At 63.5% G+C, this 17,946-nt stretch carries 16 protein-coding genes; 8 read left to right on the top strand and 8 right to left on the bottom strand.

All coding sequences use genetic code 11. The features are described 5' to 3' along the window. Positions 1-26: 26 nt before the first annotated feature. The 5 genes from ACOSV0_RS09565 to ACOSV0_RS09545 all read right to left on the bottom strand — a co-directional run bounded on the left by ACOSV0_RS09565 (position 27) and on the right by ACOSV0_RS09545 (position 3,918). Positions 27-806 carry a peptidylprolyl isomerase gene (locus tag ACOSV0_RS09565; RefSeq protein WP_434110091.1) on the bottom strand — a complete coding sequence of 260 codons (780 nt, stop codon included), beginning with the start codon at positions 804-806 and terminating at the stop codon, positions 27-29. Between the two features lie 11 nt (positions 807-817). Next, positions 818-1,132: a BolA family protein gene (locus ACOSV0_RS09560; protein ID WP_434110090.1), complete on the bottom strand. Its 315-nt coding sequence runs from the start codon at positions 1,130-1,132 to the stop codon at positions 818-820. A 1-nt stretch (position 1,133) separates the two neighbouring features. After that, positions 1,134-1,664: a septation protein A gene (locus ACOSV0_RS09555; RefSeq protein ID WP_408217098.1), complete on the bottom strand. Its 531-nt coding sequence runs from the start codon at positions 1,662-1,664 to the stop codon at positions 1,134-1,136. A gap of 155 nt (positions 1,665-1,819) precedes the next feature. Beyond that, the gene (msrB, locus tag ACOSV0_RS09550; protein ID WP_434110089.1) at positions 1,820-2,242 is read right to left on the bottom strand and encodes a peptide-methionine (R)-S-oxide reductase MsrB; all 423 of its coding nucleotides are present in this window, start codon (positions 2,240-2,242) and stop codon (positions 1,820-1,822) included. A 119-nt stretch (positions 2,243-2,361) separates the two neighbouring features. Beyond that, a complete protein-coding gene (locus ACOSV0_RS09545) occupies positions 2,362-3,918 on the bottom strand; it encodes a protein adenylyltransferase SelO (RefSeq protein WP_434110088.1) in 1,557 nt (518 codons plus the stop codon). A 210-nt stretch (positions 3,919-4,128) separates the two neighbouring features. Between ACOSV0_RS09545 and ACOSV0_RS09540 the strand changes: the two genes are divergently transcribed. From ACOSV0_RS09540 to ACOSV0_RS09530, 3 genes are all read left to right on the top strand, one after another. Continuing rightward, the gene (locus ACOSV0_RS09540) at positions 4,129-5,814 is read left to right on the top strand and encodes a 3-(methylthio)propionyl-CoA ligase (protein ID WP_434110087.1); all 1,686 of its coding nucleotides are present in this window, start codon (positions 4,129-4,131) and stop codon (positions 5,812-5,814) included. Positions 5,815-5,978: 164 nt separating this feature from the next. Continuing rightward, positions 5,979-8,063, top strand: a complete 2,085-nt coding sequence (locus ACOSV0_RS09535; RefSeq protein WP_434110086.1) for a 3-hydroxyacyl-CoA dehydrogenase NAD-binding domain-containing protein — start codon at positions 5,979-5,981, stop codon at positions 8,061-8,063. Between the two features lie 324 nt (positions 8,064-8,387). After that, complete coding sequence (locus ACOSV0_RS09530) at positions 8,388-9,566, top strand: acetyl-CoA C-acyltransferase (protein WP_434110085.1); 1,179 nt, start codon at positions 8,388-8,390, stop codon at positions 9,564-9,566. Between the two features lie 116 nt (positions 9,567-9,682). On the opposite strand, the gene ACOSV0_RS09525 is transcribed toward ACOSV0_RS09530, so the two are convergent. Beyond that, positions 9,683-10,057 (bottom strand): hypothetical protein, encoded by a 375-nt coding sequence (locus ACOSV0_RS09525; RefSeq protein ID WP_434110083.1) that lies wholly within the window; start codon positions 10,055-10,057, stop codon positions 9,683-9,685. Between the two features lie 238 nt (positions 10,058-10,295). Here ACOSV0_RS09525 and ACOSV0_RS09520 point away from each other — a divergent pair, with 238 nt between their 5' ends. The 5 genes from ACOSV0_RS09520 (at position 10,296) to ACOSV0_RS09500 (ending at position 15,816) form a co-directional block, all read left to right on the top strand. Beyond that, complete coding sequence (locus tag ACOSV0_RS09520) at positions 10,296-11,867, top strand: PLP-dependent aminotransferase family protein (protein ID WP_434110082.1); 1,572 nt, start codon at positions 10,296-10,298, stop codon at positions 11,865-11,867. A gap of 140 nt (positions 11,868-12,007) precedes the next feature. Next, a complete protein-coding gene (locus ACOSV0_RS09515) occupies positions 12,008-12,493 on the top strand; it encodes a PaaI family thioesterase (RefSeq protein WP_434110081.1) in 486 nt (161 codons plus the stop codon). A 129-nt stretch (positions 12,494-12,622) separates the two neighbouring features. Next, positions 12,623-13,621, top strand: a complete 999-nt coding sequence (locus tag ACOSV0_RS09510) for an NADP-dependent oxidoreductase (protein WP_434110080.1) — start codon at positions 12,623-12,625, stop codon at positions 13,619-13,621. Positions 13,622-13,767: 146 nt separating this feature from the next. Then, positions 13,768-14,658: an SDR family oxidoreductase gene (locus ACOSV0_RS09505; RefSeq protein ID WP_434110079.1), complete on the top strand. Its 891-nt coding sequence runs from the start codon at positions 13,768-13,770 to the stop codon at positions 14,656-14,658. Positions 14,659-14,856: 198 nt separating this feature from the next. Beyond that, positions 14,857-15,816, top strand: a complete 960-nt coding sequence (locus ACOSV0_RS09500) for an alpha/beta hydrolase (RefSeq protein ID WP_434110078.1) — start codon at positions 14,857-14,859, stop codon at positions 15,814-15,816. Between the two features lie 33 nt (positions 15,817-15,849). Here ACOSV0_RS09500 and ACOSV0_RS09495 read toward each other — a convergent pair whose 3' ends face one another. Together ACOSV0_RS09495 and ACOSV0_RS09490 are read right to left on the bottom strand one after the other, a co-directional pair. Next, complete coding sequence (locus ACOSV0_RS09495; protein ID WP_434110077.1) at positions 15,850-16,695, bottom strand: NRDE family protein; 846 nt, start codon at positions 16,693-16,695, stop codon at positions 15,850-15,852. A gap of 89 nt (positions 16,696-16,784) precedes the next feature. After that, positions 16,785-17,882 (bottom strand): YgfZ/GcvT domain-containing protein, encoded by a 1,098-nt coding sequence (locus tag ACOSV0_RS09490; RefSeq protein ID WP_434110076.1) that lies wholly within the window; start codon positions 17,880-17,882, stop codon positions 16,785-16,787. Positions 17,883-17,946 lie beyond the last annotated feature (64 nt).

Below are 17,946 nucleotides of genomic sequence, written 5' to 3'. Positions count from 1 at the left end.
TATTCCAAAGCAGCAGCAAAAACCGCTTACTGGATCTTCGCGTTCTTACGCAGACCTTCTTCGAACGCCTGCAGCTTTTCCTGCTGGATCTGCTGCACGATCTGCGGACGCACCTGTTCCAACGGCGGCGGCGTGATGTTGCGCACGTCGTCGACGCGGATGATGTGCCAGCCGAATTGCGTATGCACCGGCGTGTCGGTCATCTGGCCTTTCTGCAGATGCGTGGCCGCGTCCGCGAATTCAGGCACATAGGCCTTCGGGTCCGACCAGTCCAGGTCGCCGCCGTTCTTACCCGATCCCGGGTCCTTCGAGTATTGCTTGGCGAGGTCTTCGAAGCTCGCGCCGGCCTTGATCTTGGCGATCAGGTCTTTCGCTTGCTGTTCGTTGTCGACCAGGATGTGGTGCAGGTGATATTCCTTGCCGCCTGCGTCCTTGATCAGTGCGTTGTAGCGCGCGGTGACTTCGGCGTCGGTCGGCGTGTTGTTCTTCACGAAGTCTTCGATCAGCGCGCGCAGCACGACGGTTTGCTGTGCCACGGCGATTTGCGCCTTGATGTCCGGACGATTCGGCAGGCCGCGGCGCAGCGCTTCCTGCATCAGGATTTCGCGGTTCACCAGCTCTTCACGCACGGCCATTTGCAATTGCGGCGTGTCTTGCTGGCCTTGATGAACCAGTTGATCGACCAGTGCGTCGGCGCGTGCTTTCGGAATCGGCGTGCCGTTCACGACAGCGATGTTCTGTGCAAATGCAGGTGCGGCCGCACATGCAGCCAGCAATACCCAAAGGCGGGTTTTCTTCAAGGTCATCAGAAATTTTCCTAGCGGGGCAACAAAGCGAATTCTTCGGGCGTATACGCCGTGATTGCAAGGGCGTGAATGCCGCGCTGCATGGCATCGGCCAGCGCATCATACACCATGCGATGCCGCGCCACGCGGGCTTTCCCGGCGAATGCGGCGGCCACGATCGTGACAGAGAAATGACCGCCGGCGGAGGCGCCCGCGTGGCCTGCGTGCTGCGCGCTGTCATCCGTGATCCGGATCGAGGCGACCGGCGCGAGCGCCGCGGTAAGACGCGCCTCGATCAGCGCGGCGCGCTCGGCGGTGGTGGCGTGCATGAAAGCATCGCTCGTCATGTCATTCTTCCTTCATGTACTTCGACAGCCACAAACTCTGTCCGACGATGAACACCACGAGGCACCCGGTCGCGCCGAACAGCTTGAAATTGACCCACTGGTCGGTCGTGTAGTGATACGCGACGAACAGGTTCACCAGCCCGAGCAGGACGAAGAAAATCGCCCAGACGATGTTCAGCTTGCCCCAGATCGCGTGCGGCAGCGTGATCTGCTTGCCCATCATCGCTTCGATCAGGTTCTTGTTGAAGGCCAGTTGCGAGACGATCAGCGCGACCGAAAACGCCCAGTACAGCACGGTCGGCTTCCATTTGATAAAGGTGTCGTTGTGCAGCACGAGCGTTGCGCCGCCGAATACGGTGACGACGCCGAGGCTCACCCACAGCATCGGATCGACCTTGCGGTGGCGGAAGGCCACCCACGCGATCTGAACCAGTGTGGCAACGATCGCTACTGCCGTCGCCGTGAAAATGCCCCATATCTTGAAGGCGACGAAGAACAGGATGATCGGGAACAGATCGAACAGGAATTTCATTATCTGGTCGGGATTTCGGAGAGTGGGTCGGGGAAAGAGGGGCGCGCCGGGTTGACTACCGCATTGGCCAGTTCGCAAGCCGGATGAAGGGTGTCGCGGCCGGCGGGCGTGTCAGGAAGGACGCCTGCCGGCAACGCGCCGGACTCCGCGCCGCGTTACTTGGGCTCGAATTGTAACGCAGCCGAATTGATGCAGTAACGCAGACCGGTCGGCGCCGGTCCGTCTTCGAACACGTGGCCCAGATGCGCGCCGCAGTTCTTGCACTGCACTTCGATGCGCAGCATGCCGTGCGAACGGTCGGTTTTCTCGGCAATCACTTCGCCGTTGATCGGCTTGAAGTAGCTCGGCCAGCCGCAACCGGCGTCGAATTTGGTGTCCGATTCGAACAGCGGCGTGCCGCAGCAGACGCAGTCATAGATGCCGCGGTCCCAGTGGTCGTGATAGCGGCCGGTGAAGGGGCGCTCGGTGGCCGCATGACGCGTTACCTGGTATTCGATGTCGGAGAGCTGGCTGCGCCATTCGGCGTCGTCTTTCTGCACGGCGGGGGCGCCGGTGTTGAGGTCGTCGGGCTTGTTCATGGTCGGGGTTCCTGTCTCGGGCTTGTTTTAGGGGACGGCTAAAGACATCAGCGATGCCGGCAGTTCAAGAGGTTCAAGAGCTTCAAGCGGCTTTCAGCAGAATCAAAGGCTTCGGCTCGTCACGAAGAGCAGCTCACTTCCAGCGAGCTGGCCCAATCCGGCGGTAGTCCTGCATACGCTTCGTTTTCCGGCTGCTCGTCGAACGGACGGCGCAGCACGGCGGCCAAACGGTCGACTTCGGAGAAATCTTTCTCTTTCGCCCGGCGGATCGCCGTTTCCGCCAGATGATTGCGAAGTACGAATTTGGGGTTCACACGGTTCATTGCAATGGCGCGCGCGGCGTCGTCGCGTGTTTCTTCGGACAGGCGCGCCCGATAGTCGTTCACCCACGCGTCGAACGCGGCGCGGTCGAGGAACAGGTCGCGCACCGGTGCATCGCCGCTCGCGTCGTGCTTCGAAATGCGCGCCAGATTGCGGAACGTAAGCGTGAAATCCGCGCGGTTGGCGTGCATTACTTCGAACAGGCGATTGACCAGCGTGTCGTCGCCTTCGCGCTCGCTTTCCAGACCGAGCTTCGCGCGCATGCGCCGCTCCAGCGCCGGCGCGAAACGGTCCTTGAAGCCGCCGAGCACCCGCTGCGCGTCTTCGATCGCCTTGTCGCCGCGCACGCTTTCCTCGTGCTGTTCGCCCAGCAGCGGCAGCAGCCCCTGCGCGAGGCAAAAGAGGTTCCAGTACGCGATCTGCGGCTGCATCTTGTAGGCGTAACGGCCTTGCGAGTCAGAGTGATTGCAGATGTAGCCGGCGTCGAAGCCGTCCATGAAACCGAACGGGCCGTAGTCGATCGTGAGACCGAGGATCGACATGTTGTCGGTATTCATTACGCCGTGGCAGAAGCCGACAGCTTGCCACTCGACCATCAGATCGGCGCTCGACATCACCGCCTCGTTCAGCAGCGCGAGATACGGATCGTCGGCCTCGCGGCAATGCGGATAGAAACGTTCGATCACGTGATCCGCGAGCGCGCGCAGTGCATCGACGCGATCGTTCGAGTAGAAATGCTCGAAGTGCCCGAAGCGCACGAAACTCGGCGCCACGCGCGTGACGACGGCGGCGGTTTCGACTTCCTCGCGGCGCACCGGCTGGTCGGAGCCGATCACGCACAATGCGCGCGTCGTCGGAATACCGAGGTGATGCATTGCTTCCGAACACAGATATTCGCGGATCGACGAGCGCAGCACGGCGCGGCCGTCGCCCATGCGGGAATAGGGCGTGCGGCCCGCGCCTTTGAGTTGCAGCTCGAAACGTTGTCCGTCATGTTCGACTTCGCCGAGACCGAGCGCGCGGCCGTCGCCGAGCTGGCCGGCCCAGACGCCGAACTGATGCCCCGAATACACCGACGCGTAGGGCAGCGCGTCGGCAGGCCATTCGCGGGTGGCGTTGCCGGAGAACAGTTCGGCAAAGCCCGGATCGTTCTGGAGCCCCGGCTCTAAACCGAGCAGCGCGGCGGTTTCCTCGGAGAACCCGACCACGTACGGTGCGCTAAGCGGCGCCGCGGGCAGGCGCGTCAGAAACGCGCTGCCGAGCCGCGCAAAGGCGCTTTCGGACGAGGTGGTAAGTGCGTCGGAGAGAGCCGATAACGGCCCGGATAACCCTGCAATGCTTGGGGAAAACGACATGTTGAGCGCCTCTGGATTAACCGATATTGTAAGTCGGCGCCCGCGGCGCTGCTGGCCGGTCCTTAGCCCGGTGCCGCCCGTGTGCCGGGCGCATCCTGCCGAAGCGATCCCGCGCCGTTTCAGGGCACGCCACGCGATCCCCCGGAGCGCGCCGCGCAGCCCCCGATCCGTAACCCCAATGACACAAAGAAGGCGAGGAGATCTCTCTTTATGACGACGCCGCTGCTTGGCCAGATGATGGACGTGCCGCTTACCGTGTCCTCCTTGCTCGCGCATGCCGCGCGGCATTTCGGCGACACCGAGATCGTGTCCCGGCGCATCGAAGGCGACGTGCATCGCTACACTTACCGCGATTGCGAAAAGCGCGCGAAGCAGCTGGCACAGGCGCTGATCGCGCTCGGCGTCGAACCCGGCGAGCGGGTGGCGACGCTGGCGTGGAACGGCTACCGGCATCTGGAAGCGTATTACGGCGTCGTGGGCTTCGGCGCCGTGTGCCATACGATCAATCCGCGCCTTTTTCCCGATCAGATCGCTTACATCGTCAACCACGCCGATGACGCCTACGTGCTCTTCGACATCACGTTCGCACCGCTCGTCGATGCGCTCGCGCCGCAGTGCCCCAAGGTGCGCGGCTGGATCGCATTGACCGACGAAGCGCATCTGCCGACGATGCAAACGCCGGTACTCAGCTACGAAACGCTGCTCAATGCGCAGGACGGCAACTACGAATGGCCGCAACTCGACGAACGTCAGGCGTCGTACCTTTGCTATACGTCGGGCACCACCGGCAACCCGAAAGGCGCGTTGTATTCGCATCGCTCGACGGTGCTGCACGCGTTCGGTGCATCGTTGCCCGATGCAATGAGCCTGTCCGCGCGCGACGCCGTGCTGCCGGTCGTGCCGATGTTCCATGTGAACGCCTGGGGCATTCCGCACGCCGCGCCGCTGACCGGCGCGAAGCTGGTCTTTCCCGGCAAGGATCTCGACGGCAAATCGCTTTATGAATTGATGGAAAGCGAACGCGTCACGTATTCGGCCGGTGTGCCGACCGTGTGGCTTAGCCTGCTCAACTACCTGCGCGAGGCCAAGGTGCGTTTCTCGTCATTGAATCGCACGGTGATCGGCGGTTCGGCGTGCCCGCCCGCGATGCTGCGCGCCTTCGAGGACGAGTACGGCGTGCAGGTGATCCATGCATGGGGCATGACGGAAATGTCGCCGCTGGGCACCTTGTCGAAATTGACGTGGGAGCAGAGTCAGCGTCCGTTGGCGGAGCAGCGCAAACTGCTCGAAAAGCAGGGGCACGTGCTGTATGGCGTCGATATGAAGATCGTCGGCGAAGATGGGCGCGATCTGCCGTGGGACGGCGTGGCGTTCGGCGATCTGCACGTGCGCGGGCCCTGGGTGATCGACCGGTATTTCCGCAAGGACGATTCGCCGCTGGTGGACGGCTGGTTCCCAACCGGCGACGTCGCCACCATCGACCGCGACAGTTTCCTGCACATCACGGATCGTTCGAAAGACGTGATCAAGTCGGGCGGCGAGTGGATCAGTTCGATCGACATCGAGAACGTCGCGATCGCGCATCCGGCGGTGGCCGAAGCGGCGTGCATCGCCTGCGCGCATCCGAAATGGACCGAGCGGCCGCTGCTGGTGATCGTCAAGCGGGCGGGTTTCGACGTGACGCGCGAAGAACTGCTCGCGTTCTACGACGGCAAGGTCGCCAAATGGTGGATTCCCGACGACGTCGTTTTCGTCGACGAGTTGCCGCACACGGCCACCGGCAAACTGCAAAAACTCAAGCTGCGCGACATTTTCCGCGGCCACGTTCTGCCGTCCGCGCTCGAAGACGAAAAGGACTGCCCGCTGACTCCGCTTGCCAGGGGAAACCCCGCCTAGAAATAAAACAAACGAGAATTGAACGAGCGTGCTTTTTTGTGTATCCTGCCTGCTGACCCCGGGAAATCGGAGCTAAAGTCGGACATCGCGTCGGGCTATGAGCCGACTCGAAAAACCGGACGGGCGGCGCGTCATGCGCCGTCTCATCGCATGGAGGCAGGCAGATGGCAGTGGACTACACAACTCATGACGGCGTGGCCGTCATCACGCTGAACAATCCCCCCGTAAACGGTCTCGGCCTCTCGACGCGCGCCGGCATTGTCGAAGGGATCGAGCGCGCGCAGAACGATCCGGCCATCAAGGCGATCGTGCTGACGGGCGCAGGCAAAGCCTTCTCGGGCGGCGCCGACATCACCGAATTCAACACGCCGAAGGCGACCCAGGAGCCGACGCTCCATACGGTTATCAAGGCCGTCGAGGGCAGCGCCAAGCCGGTTATCGCCGCGATTCATAGCGTCGCCATGGGCGGCGGCCTTGAACTGGCGCTCGGCGCGCACTATCGCATCGCCGCACCCGGCGCGCAGATCGCGCTGCCGGAAGTGAAGCTCGGCATCCTGCCGGGCGCGGGCGGCACGCAGCGTCTGCCGCGCGCAATCGGCCTCGAAGCCGCGCTCAACATGATCGTCTCCGGCGCGCCGGTGCCGTCGGAAAAGCTGGCGGATTCGGGTTTGTTCGACCAGGTCGTGGAAGGCGATCTGGCCGAAGCGGCGCTCGCGTTTGCCCGCAAGGTCGGTGCGCAAGCCGGCCCGCATCCCAAGGTGCGCGACCGCAAGATCGAGCATCCGAATGTCGCGGGTTTCATCCAGTTCGCGCGCAATACGGTTGCGGCGATGGCGAAGAATTTCCCGGCGCCGCTGAAATGCATCGATGCGGTGGAAGCGGGCGTGCAGAACGGCTTCGACAAGGGTCTTGCATTCGAGCGCGAATGTTTCATCGCGCTCGTGCAGACGCCGGAAAGCCACGCGCTGCGTCATGCGTTCTTTGGTGAACGTGCGGCGAGCAAGATTCCCGACGTGCCGTCGGACACGCCTGTCCGCGCCATCAAACAGGTGGCCGTGATCGGCGCCGGCACGATGGGCGGCGGCATCGCGATGAACTTCATCAACGCGGGCATTCCGGTCACGCTGCTGGAAACGAAGCAGGAAGCGCTGGATCGCGGCCTCGCCACGATCCGCAAAAACTACGAAGCCACCGTCAAGAAGGGCAAGCTCAAGCCCGAAGTGCTGGAACAGCGCATGGCGCTGATCACGCCGACGCTCTCCTATGACGACCTGAAAAACGCTGACCTGATCGTCGAAGCGGTGTTCGAGGAACTCGGCGTCAAGGAGCAGGTGTTCAAGCGTCTCGACGAAGTGGCGAAGTCTGGCGCGATCCTCGCGTCGAACACGTCCACACTGGACGTCGACAAGATCGCCGCATTCACGAAGCGTCCGCAAGACGTGGTCGGCATGCACTTCTTCAGCCCGGCCAACGTGATGAAGCTGCTCGAAGTGGTGCGCGGCAAGGAGACGGCGAAAGACGTGCTTGCTACCGTCATGGCGCTGGCGAAGAAGATCAAAAAGACAGCGGTGGTTTCGGGCGTGTGCGACGGTTTTATCGGCAACCGGATGATCGAGCAGTACGTCCGTCAGGCGCTCTTTATGCTCGAAGAGGGCGCGTTACCCGCGCAAGTGGACAAGGCCATCGAGAAATTCGGCTTCGCGATGGGCCCGTTCCGCATGAGCGACCTGGCGGGTAACGACATCGGCTGGGCGATCCGCAAACGCCGCTATCAGGAACATCCTGATATGCACTACTCGAAGATCGCCGATCGTCTGTGCGAGACGGGGCGCTTCGGCCAGAAGACCGGTGGCGGCTGGTACGACTACAAGGCGGGTGACCGCACGGCGTATCCGTCGAAAGTGGTCGACGAGATGATCACGGCGTTCTCGAAGGAAACCAACGCCGAGCGGCGCAAGATCAGCGACGAGGAAATCGTCGAGCGACTCGTGTTCGCGCTCGTCAACGAAGGCGCGAAGATTCTCGAGGAAGGGATTGCGTCGAAGGCGTCGGATATCGACATGGTCTATCTGACCGGTTACGGCTTCCCGCTTTATCGCGGCGGCCCGATGCTGTACGCGGATACGGTCGGCCTCTACAACGTCGAGCGCGCGATTCGCCGCTATGCGTCGCGGCCGAATGGCGATGCGTGGCAATTGGCGCCGAGTATCGCGGAACTTGCGGCGAAGGGGCGTGGGTTTAATGGTTGAGGGTTTGCTTGTTCACTGTGTGAATGGAATGAGCGGCGTGGTGAAGGCTGGAATGCGGGGCGTATGAGCACCGACGCTTCAACTCCATCACGTCGATGGGGCTTGCGAATGCAGTAGTGTGCAGCACGACGCGCCACCGGCGCCGCACCGAAGTGCAGGCTGCCGTGGGCCTAAGGTGATCCGCAAGCGCCCGCCATCAACATCTGGAAGGCAATAAATCGCATGGGATCGGAGTAATGCTTTGCGTGGGACTAAAGTAAGCGCTAAAGCGCCAACTCTAGTCGACAGCTAAAGCGCCAACTCTGGTCGACATAGGAGAGACATATGACTGATGCCGTAATCGTATCCACCGCTCGCACGGGCCTCGCCAAATCATGGCGCGGCGGTTTCAACATGACGCACGGCGCAACGCTCGGCGGGCATGTGACGCAGGCCGCCGTCGAGCGCGCGAAGCTGGACCCGGCGCGCGTTGAAGACGTGATCATGGGCTGCGCGAATCCGGAAGGCGCGACGGGCGCCAACATCGCGCGCCAGATCGCCCTGCGTGCCGGTTTGCCGGTCAGTGTGCCGGGCATGACGGTGAACCGGTTCTGCTCGTCCGGTTTGCAGACCATCGCACTGGCCGCGCAACGCGTGATCGCCGGTGAGGGCGACGTGTTTGTGGCGGGTGGCGTGGAGTCGATCTCGTGCGTGCAGAACGAGATGAACCGCCACATGATGGCCGAAGGCTGGCTCAGCAAGAACAAGCCGGAAATCTACTGGTCGATGCTGCAGACCGCCGAGAACGTCGCCAAGCGCTACTCGATCTCGAAGGAACGTCAGGACGAATACGGCGTGCGCTCGCAACAACGCGCCGCGGCCGCGCTCGAAGCCGGCAAGTTCAAGGACGAGATCGTGCCGCTGACGGTGCTGGCCGGTGTCGCCGACAAAGCGAGCGGGCGTCTTTTCACGAAGGAAGTCACGGTCAGCGCCGACGAGGGCATTCGTGCCGACACGACGCTCGAAGGCGTGTCGAAGATTCGTACCGCGATGCCCGGCGGCGTGATCACCGCGGGCAATGCGAGCCAGTTCTCGGACGGCGCGTCGGCTTGCGTGGTGATGAACGCGAAAGTCGCTGAGCGCGAAGGTCTGCAACCGCTCGGCATCTTCCGCGGCTTTGCGGTGGCCGGTTGCGAACCGGACGAGATGGGCATCGGCCCGGTGTTCGCGGTGCCGAAGCTGCTGAAGCAGGCAGGCCTGAAGGTCGAGGACATCGACCTGTGGGAACTGAACGAAGCGTTCGCGGTGCAGGTGCTGTATTGCGCCGACAAGCTCGGCATTCCGCACGACCGTCTGAATGTGAACGGCGGTGCGATTGCGGTGGGCCATCCGTATGGCGTGTCGGGCGCGCGCTTGACCGGTCATGCGCTGATCGAAGGCAAGCGGCGCGGTGCGAAGCTGGTTGTCGTGACGATGTGTATCGGCGGCGGGCAGGGTGCAGCGGGGTTGTTCGAAGTGGTTTGATGCGTGCGTGAACGTGGTTGGGCGGTTCAATGCCAACCACGTTCGCGCACCGGTGCACTGCCGAACAGCTTCGCGCGACCCTTGAGAGCAAGTAAGTTCGTAGCGGTAGAAACGGTTCAGGCGGCACGCTGAAGGCGTGTTTTGACGAGACTGGCCAGATACCGCGCGGCCTGACGAATGACGCTGGGCCGCTCGTTTTCAGTACGCCATGACTGCACGACGAACACTGCGGAATTCGCGCGCACTGCGCTGATCGAGACGACGCCGCGCTGCGGTGTCACATAGCGCTCGCCTTCGTGCAGCCTGATCGACGTGACCGGAACCGCGTCTTCCAGCCATGCCAGAGAGTGATCGCGGAAGTCGAGTTGCAGATCGCCTTCGACGGCCACGATCGAGGTTCGCGCGCGAAGGTCCTGTATCGCCACCTGGCCGGTGGCAAGGCGAGTGGCGGCATCGCCAGGTTGGCAGCGATGTTGATCGATAGCTGGCATGACCGATTCCCTTAGACCGTTTCCATGCCACACAGCTTATTGAGTTCGTCCACGTGAAAACAGGCGCAGCAATGGACAATCTGAACCGATACAAAGTGGAGTTTGCGCATGCTGTATCGGTCGGAATTGGGCCGATGTGTATCTGTTGCGGCGCGCAAACTGTCCGCACCATCGGCTCATGAACGCATCTACCTTTACGCCAGACGTACCAGCCGTGGATTGTGCAGAGGCATCGCCCGTGGCCCAAGCCGTGGATGGCCGCCTTTCGGATGGCTCGCTCGCGGATGGCTACGCCCCGAATGACCGGCCTGCGGATGACCTCCTCACGGAGGATCGCCCCACAGACGGCCGCCCCACGGATGGCCGCCCCCTCTACCGCCAACTGGCCGACCAATACCGAAGCGCGATCGACAACGGCGTGCTGCGCCCCGGCGACCGCATGCCGTCGATGCGCGCATTCATGCAGCGGCACGGCGTCAGTCTCGCGACGGCGACCGAGAGCTATCGCACGCTGGAACGCGATGCGCTCATCGAGGCCCGGCCACGCGCCGGCTATTTCGTGCGCGCGCGGCAAACCGCTGCCTTGCCGGCCGCCACCGAACCCGACCTCGCGGCAGCGCCCGGCGCCGCGCAGTTCGTCGGCATTCATTCCGTGATTTCGGCGATCGTGTCGAAATTCCAGCGCTATCCCGACGCGCTGAATCTCGGCGGCGCGACCGCATCGCCCGATCTTTTCCCTACCGACGCGTTGCAGAAGGCAGCACTGCGCGCATTGCGCCGGCGTCCGACCTTGCTGACCGCAGCCGGGCCCGATCAGGGCGATCCTGAGTTGCGCGCAGTCATTGCACGCCGCGCATTCGACGTCGGCATCCGGATCGGCGCGGACGATGTGATCATGACCCACGGCGGCATCGAGGCCGTGAATCTGGCCTTGCGCGCGGTCACGCAGCCGGGCGACACGGTCGCGGTGGAGTCGCCATGTTTTTTCGGCTTGCTGCAGGCGCTCGAAAGCCTCGGCCTGCGCGCGCTCGAAATTCCGGCGAGTCCGAGCACCGGGCTCGCCATCGAGGCGCTGGCGTTCGCGTTGCAAACGCACCCCGACATAAAGGCGGTGGTGGTCGTGCCGAATCTGCAGAATCCGCTCGGCAGCGTGATGCCCGACGCGCACAAGGCGCGGCTCGTCGAACTGTGTGCACGAAAGGGTATTCCGCTGATCGAAGACGATCCCTACCGCGAACTCGCCGACACGGCGCAACCGCCCAAATCGTTGAAGGCCTGGGACACCGACGGTACGGTGATCCATTGCACGTCGTTCAACAAGGCGCTCGCACCTGGCATGCGGGTCGGCTGGATCAATGGCGGACGCTGGCATCCGCGCATCGCCATGCTGAAGTTCGCGCAGTCGCGGCATAACGAGCAGTTGTCGCAAGTCGTGTTGGCCGAATTTCTGGAAACGAATGCGTATGAGCGCCATCTGCGGCGCTTGCGCGACCGTCTGCGAATTCAGCGCGAACGGATGAGCGCATCGATCGCGGCATCGTTTCCCGACGGCACGCGTTTCACGCCACCGGGCGGCGGCATGTTTATCTGGATCGAGTTGCCGCGCGAGGTGTCGTCGTCGGCTTTCTTCGATGCGGCGCTGAACGAAGGTATCCGCGTCATGCCGGGCACGGTGTTTTCGAACGCTGGGCGCTTCGATCATTTCATTCGTCTGAGTTGTCCGAGCACCGATCTCGATCAAACCGACGAAGCCGTGCGCAGGTTAGGGCGTCTCGCGGCACGGATGGCGACGCATGCGCAAACGCCATAGCGGTTATCATTTCCTGCTGCGCGCGTGCGCCGTCGAGCGCACGTCCGGGCAGCCCGAAGCCAGGGGATTCTCGCGCCCGGCACGGTGCGCGAATTGCGCGAATCGCGTGAATGTGTCGACTACGAAATCTGAAACCAGCAATGACCGATTCATCCTCATCTAAAACGGGCAGCGCGTCGTTGCCCGAAAGCCCCTTCGTCGACCGGCTCGGGGCGCAACTCGTGTCGGCGGCAGACGGCGCCAGCGAAGTCATCCTGCCGCTGCAGCACGATCACATGAACACGTGGAATGTCGCGCATGGCGGCGTGACCATGACGCTCGCCGACGTCGCGCTCGCGATGGCTGCGCGCAGCCTGGCCGGCGACGGCATCGGCGTGGTCACCGTCGAGATGAAAGTCAACTTCATGCAGCCGGGGCGCGGCGAATTGCGCGCTACCGGCCGCGTGCTGCACCGCTCGACCACCATGGCCTATTGCGAAGGCGAGATCCGCGACAGCGAGGGGCACTTCGTCGCCAAAGCGCTCGGCACCTTCAAATATATGCGGCGTCTCGCCGTGGGCCGCGACGTGACGCAGCAGCGTCTGCGTAGCGATCCTTCGGCGAAACCCGGTCCAAGCGACGGCTAAGCGCCGCGTGGACTGCGCGCGTGTCGGGAGCCGCACGCGCCGCGCTCGTGTTTTTGCAGACGCCGTTTGTTGGCGCCGTTCGTTCGAATTATTCGCCGATCACATCGGTAACCCATGGAGACGATCGTCATGCCTCAGATCAACCGTCAATTCGTGCTGGCTTCGCGTCCGCAAGGCCCTGTTACGCCCGATAACTTCAGGCTTGTCGAAACCCCGCTCGCGCCGCTCGCCGACGGCGAATTCCGCGTGCGCAATCACTTCCTCTCGCTCGATCCGTACATGCGCGGCCGGATGAACGACAGCAAGTCGTACGCAGCGCCGCAACCGCTGAACGAAGTGATGATCGGCGGCACGGTGGGTGAAGTGGTGGAGTCGAAGAATCCGAAGTTCACGCCCGGCGACAAGGTCGTCGCGATGTTCGGCTGGCAGGAGTACGGCACCTCGAACGGGGCGGGCGTGCAGAAAGTCGACGATACGCACGTGCCGCTGTCGGCGTATCTCGGCCCGGTCGGCATGCCGGGTGTGACGGCCTGGTATGGCCTGAACCGGATCATCGTGCCGAAAGCCGGCGACACCGTGGTGGTCAGCGCGGCAAGCGGCGCGGTGGGCAGCGTGGTCGGGCAACTGGCGAAGCTGGCCGGCGCGCGGGCGGTCGGCATTGCGGGCGGCGCGGACAAGTGCCGCTATGTGGTCGAGACGCTCGGCTTCGATGCCTGCGTCGACTATAAGGCCGGCAATCTGTATCAGGACCTCAAAGCCGTGACGCCGGACGGTGTGGACGGCTACTTCGAGAACGTCGGCGGCGAAGTACTCGACGTGACGCTGGCGCGCATGAACGCGTTCGGCCGCATTGCGCTGTGCGGGTTTATCGCGGGCTACGACGGCCAGCCGCTGCCGCTCAAGCATCCGTCGTTGATGCTTACGCAGCGGTTGCTGGTGCAGGGCTTCATCGTCAGTGAACATATGGACGTGTGGCCCGAAGCGCTCAGGCAACTCGGCACGCTGGTCGCGCAGAAGAAGCTGCAATATCGCGAGACCATCGCGCAGGGGCTCGATGCGGCGCCTGAGGCGTTCATCGGACTGCTGAAGGGAAAAAACTTCGGCAAACAACTCGTCAAGCTGATTTGATGGCTGTGGCTGTGGCTGTGGCTGTGGCTGTGGCTGTGGCTGTGGCTGTGGCTGTGGCTGTGGCCGTTGCCGTTGGACGGCCCACGCGAGCCAAGTTGCTAAACTCCGGACGCTAAACCCTAGCCGCTAAACCCAGGAGAGAAACGATGTTTGAATTCGAAGGCAAGGTGGCGGTGATCACCGGTGCGGCAAGCGGCTTCGGCCGGGCGTTCGCGGAGAAGGGCGCGTCGCTCGGCATGAAACTCGTGCTCGCCGACGTGAACCCCGCGGCGCTTCTTCAAACCGTCGAAACATTGCGCGCCGACGGCGTCGAGGCGATCGGCGTGCCGACCGACGTGTCCGACGCCGCCCAGGTCGAAGCGCTCGCGCAAGCGGCGCTCGACGCCTTCGGCAAGGTGCACCTGCTGTTCAACAACGCGGGCGTGGGCTCGGGCGGCTTCCTCTGGGAAAGCTCGGTGAACGACTGGGCGTGGGTGTTCAACGTCAACGTGATGGGCGTCGCGCACGGCGTGCGTACCTTCACGCCGATCATGCTGCGGCAGAACGAACCCGCGCATATCGTCAACACGGCGTCAGTGGCGGGCTTGCTGTCGCCGCCCGCGATGGGCATCTACAACGCCTCGAAGCATGCTGTGGTGTCGCTCACGGAAACGCTCTATCACGACCTGCAACTCGCCCAGGCGGCAAAACCGGCGGACGGCGGGGAGGTAGGCTGCTCACTGCTGTGTCCGGCCTTCGTGCCGACCGGCATCGCCGACGCGGAACGCGCGCGGCCCGCGGAACTGCGCAACGACAGCGGACCGACCCGCTCGCAGATCGCCGCCGGCAAGCAACTGCAACGCGCGGTGCAAGCGGGCAAGCTGAGCGCCACCGATGTCGCCGAAATCACGTTCGAAGCGATCGCCGCGCGGCGGTTTTACATCGTCACGCATCCGGGCATCATGGCGACGGTGAAGCTGCGTCATGAGGATATCGAGCAGTTGCGCAACCCGACTGATCCGATGTCGCTGAAACCCGAAGTGAAGAACGCGAGCTAGAGACACGCGGCATCATCATGCGGTGGATTTTCCACTGGTCCTCCGCTGGTTTCTGCACGGTAGTTGTATTGAGTATTTGAAACAGGCCGCTGGTTTTGCCGCTTTTCTTGCAGTTCGCACCATGGCCTGTTGTCCCGCTGCTTATCCATTTTTAGCCACTAACGTTCGGCGCCCACGCGCCACCAGACGCCTAACCTGATGCCGCTGAATCCGAAGATCGAGCTGGTGCTCGACATGATCGCGCGCGCGAAACGCCCGCAACTTCACGAGTTGACGCCACAACAGGCGCGCGCGTCGTATGAAAAAAGCGCGCCGATTCTGGAGATCGCGAGCGCGCCCATGTTCGCGGTTGAAGACCTGCACGTGCCGACGCGCGACGGCGCGACGATTCGCGCGCGTCTTTATCAACCTGTCGAGCCGAGTTGGGCCGAGCCTGCGCCGGCGCTGGTGTACTACCACGGCGGCGGCTTTACGGTCGGCAGCGTCGATACGCACGATGCGTTGTGCCGGATGTTCGCGCGCGACGGCAAGTGCACGGTGCTGTCGGTCGATTACCGGCTCGCGCCCGAGTACAAATTTCCCACCGCGGTTGAAGACGCGTTCGATGCATTGACCTGGCTGCACACGCACGCCGCCGAATACGGCATCGATGCCGCGCGGCTGGCCGTGGGCGGCGATAGCGCGGGCGGCACGCTGGCAACGGTATGTGCGGTGCTGGCACGCGACGCGGACATCGAGCTCGTGCTGCAATTGTTGATCTATCCGGGCGCCACGGGTTATCAGCAAACCGATTCGCACTCGCGCCTCGCGTCCGGTTTCCTGCTGTCGGGCGACACGATTCAATGGTTCTTCGATCAATACGTGCGCGACAAGAGCGATCGCGACGACTGGCGTTTCGCGCCGCTCGACGGCACGCGCGGCGCCCCCGATTTCAGCGGCCTTGCGCCGGCATGGATCGCGACCGCCGAATACGATCCTTTAAGCGACGAAGGCGATGCGTATGCGGAGAAGTTGCGCGCGGCGGGCAATCAGGTCGCGCTGCAACGCTACCCGGGCATGATTCACGAATTCTTCAAGATGGGCGGCTTCGTGGCCGATGTCGCCGAGGCGCATGCGGATGCCGCCGCGGCACTACGCGCGGCGTTTGGCGTTGAGTAGTCAGCGAACGGCAAGCTAGCCGCCGGACACGCCTCAGGCGATCTCGCGTTCCACGTTGAACGCGAAGCTTCGCTCGAAGTCACCGGGTCGCACGATCCGATGCGAGCCGTTGTCGTCGCTGCGTTCGGCGGCCGCTACGCTGATCACTTCGCCATGCGCGACCACGCGCACCGCGGTCGTGCCCCGCGTGCCATATTCCGGCGTTTCGATAAACGCCGCCGACAACGCCCGCTCCCGTTCCAGCGGAATGCCGGTGGACGGCAATTCGTCGTCGCGTGCGAGGCGCGGATCGCGCATCAGATCGATCAACCGTTCGAGCGGCGGCATCGCATCACGCGCGAGCATGGCGCCCAGTTCCGCGCGCTTCGTGACCAGCTTCGGCCAGGCAGTATCGAGCACCGCGTTCGAAATGCCGTGTGTGCCGGGTGCGAGCAGCGTGGGCCCAACCTCCGACCGGTTGCAGTACCAGCCGAGCTCACGGCGTGTCCAGTCGCCGACGAGCAGGTTGAAACCGTTATAGATGTCGCCGGTTTGCGCGACGTGGCGCAGATAGTCGAGTGGTGTTTCGTGCGTCTCGTTGTCTGAGCCTTTTGCGGAGCCGCTGAGCCAGTCGCTCACAAGCGTGCCGCGAGTCGGCGCGTCGGCACGCATTTCATGCGGCGCGCGGTAATTGGTCAGCGCGGCGAAGCGGCCGTCGCGCGACATGCCGAGCCACGTGCCACCGCCCACGAGATCGCGGCCGGCCAGCACGGTCGGTGCGTCATGCCACCAGCTGATCGGCTCGGCAGTGCGGCGAAAAAATTCGTCGCGATTCGCGGCGAGCGTGAAGAGCGGTCCATCGACCGCGTCGGGCCGCCAGTCGAAAACGATCAGACACATCCGGTGAAGTCTCCCGGTGGAGGCGTGACGTAATAGATGCAGAAGACAAGCGGCGCCGGAATGCGCCGCTCGGGTTCGGGCTAGGGCGCTTAAACCTCGGTCGGCAACCCGTACGGCAACGGCAGGAACGTCAGCGTCTGACCATCCGCTGCGCCCAGATGCACCGAACCGCCTTCGAGCGCCGCCAGCTTGATCTCCACCAGCACATCGACGCCACCCTCCGGCGCCGACGCCGCATTCACCACCATCCCGCACGGTTGGCCCGGATCGTCCGAGTGGAACAGTTCCGCGCCGGCCCTGACCGTCTCCAGTTCGCCCGCCACGTTCGCGAGCGAGGTGCGCCGCTTGATCGTGCCGCGATACTGGCTGCGCGCCACCACTTCCTGACCGGGATAGCAGCCCTTGCGGAAATTGACTGCGCCGAGTACGTCGAAATTGACCATTTGCGGCACGAATTGCTCGACCACCGGCTGGGTGATGCGCGGTTCGCCCGCGCGAATGTCGAGCCAGTCCCACACCGCCGGCGATACGCGCTTGAGTTTTTCGTCGAGCAAGGGCAGGTGCGTTTCGATCGCCGCTTTGGGGCCGACCCACAGATAACGCAGCCGGCCGAGCGCGTCCGGAACACGGATCAGGGAACCCGCCGTGCCGTCCACCTGCACGTGCACGCCGTCGGGCAGCGCGTCGAACACGCCGGACAGCGCTTTACGCACGTCGCCCGCGAGGCCTACTACGGCCAGTTCGCCGCTCGCATCCGCGAGTTTGGCCTTGGCGCGCAGAACGAACATGGACAGCCGTTTCTGCACGGCGGCCTGTACGTCTTTCGACACCAGAAGGCGAATCGTCTCGCCGGTACGCCACGTCAGGAAGGACGCCAGCAGGCGGCCCTTGGCCGAGCAGTAGCCGGACAGACGCGCATTGGCGGCGTCGAGATGCTGGGTGTCGTTGGTCAACTGGCCGTGCAGGAAGCTCGCCGCGTCGTCGCCGGTTGCGTCGATCACGCCGAACTGCGTCAGCGGCATGTAGGCGCCTTGGTGGATGACAGCGTCGAATTCGTCAGCGGCGGGGCGCGGCAAAGCCGGAAGTCCGACAGGCGCGGAGGCCTGTGCCGGGGCAGCGGTGCCGGGTTGAGCACCAGCGGAAGCAACTGAAGGCGTGCCTGAAGCGGTAGCGAGCGGTGTGTTCATGGATTCCGAGAACAGTCAATTCTGACTTTAGCTAAGGCAAACAAGTATTATATGAGGTCCAACC

Source organism: Paraburkholderia caffeinilytica (assembly GCF_051027425.1).
Lineage (GTDB): Bacteria > Pseudomonadota > Gammaproteobacteria > Burkholderiales > Burkholderiaceae > Paraburkholderia > Paraburkholderia caffeinilytica_A.
Note: the sequence above shows the minus strand (reverse complement) of the source record. Positions and strands in the feature narration are given on the sequence as shown.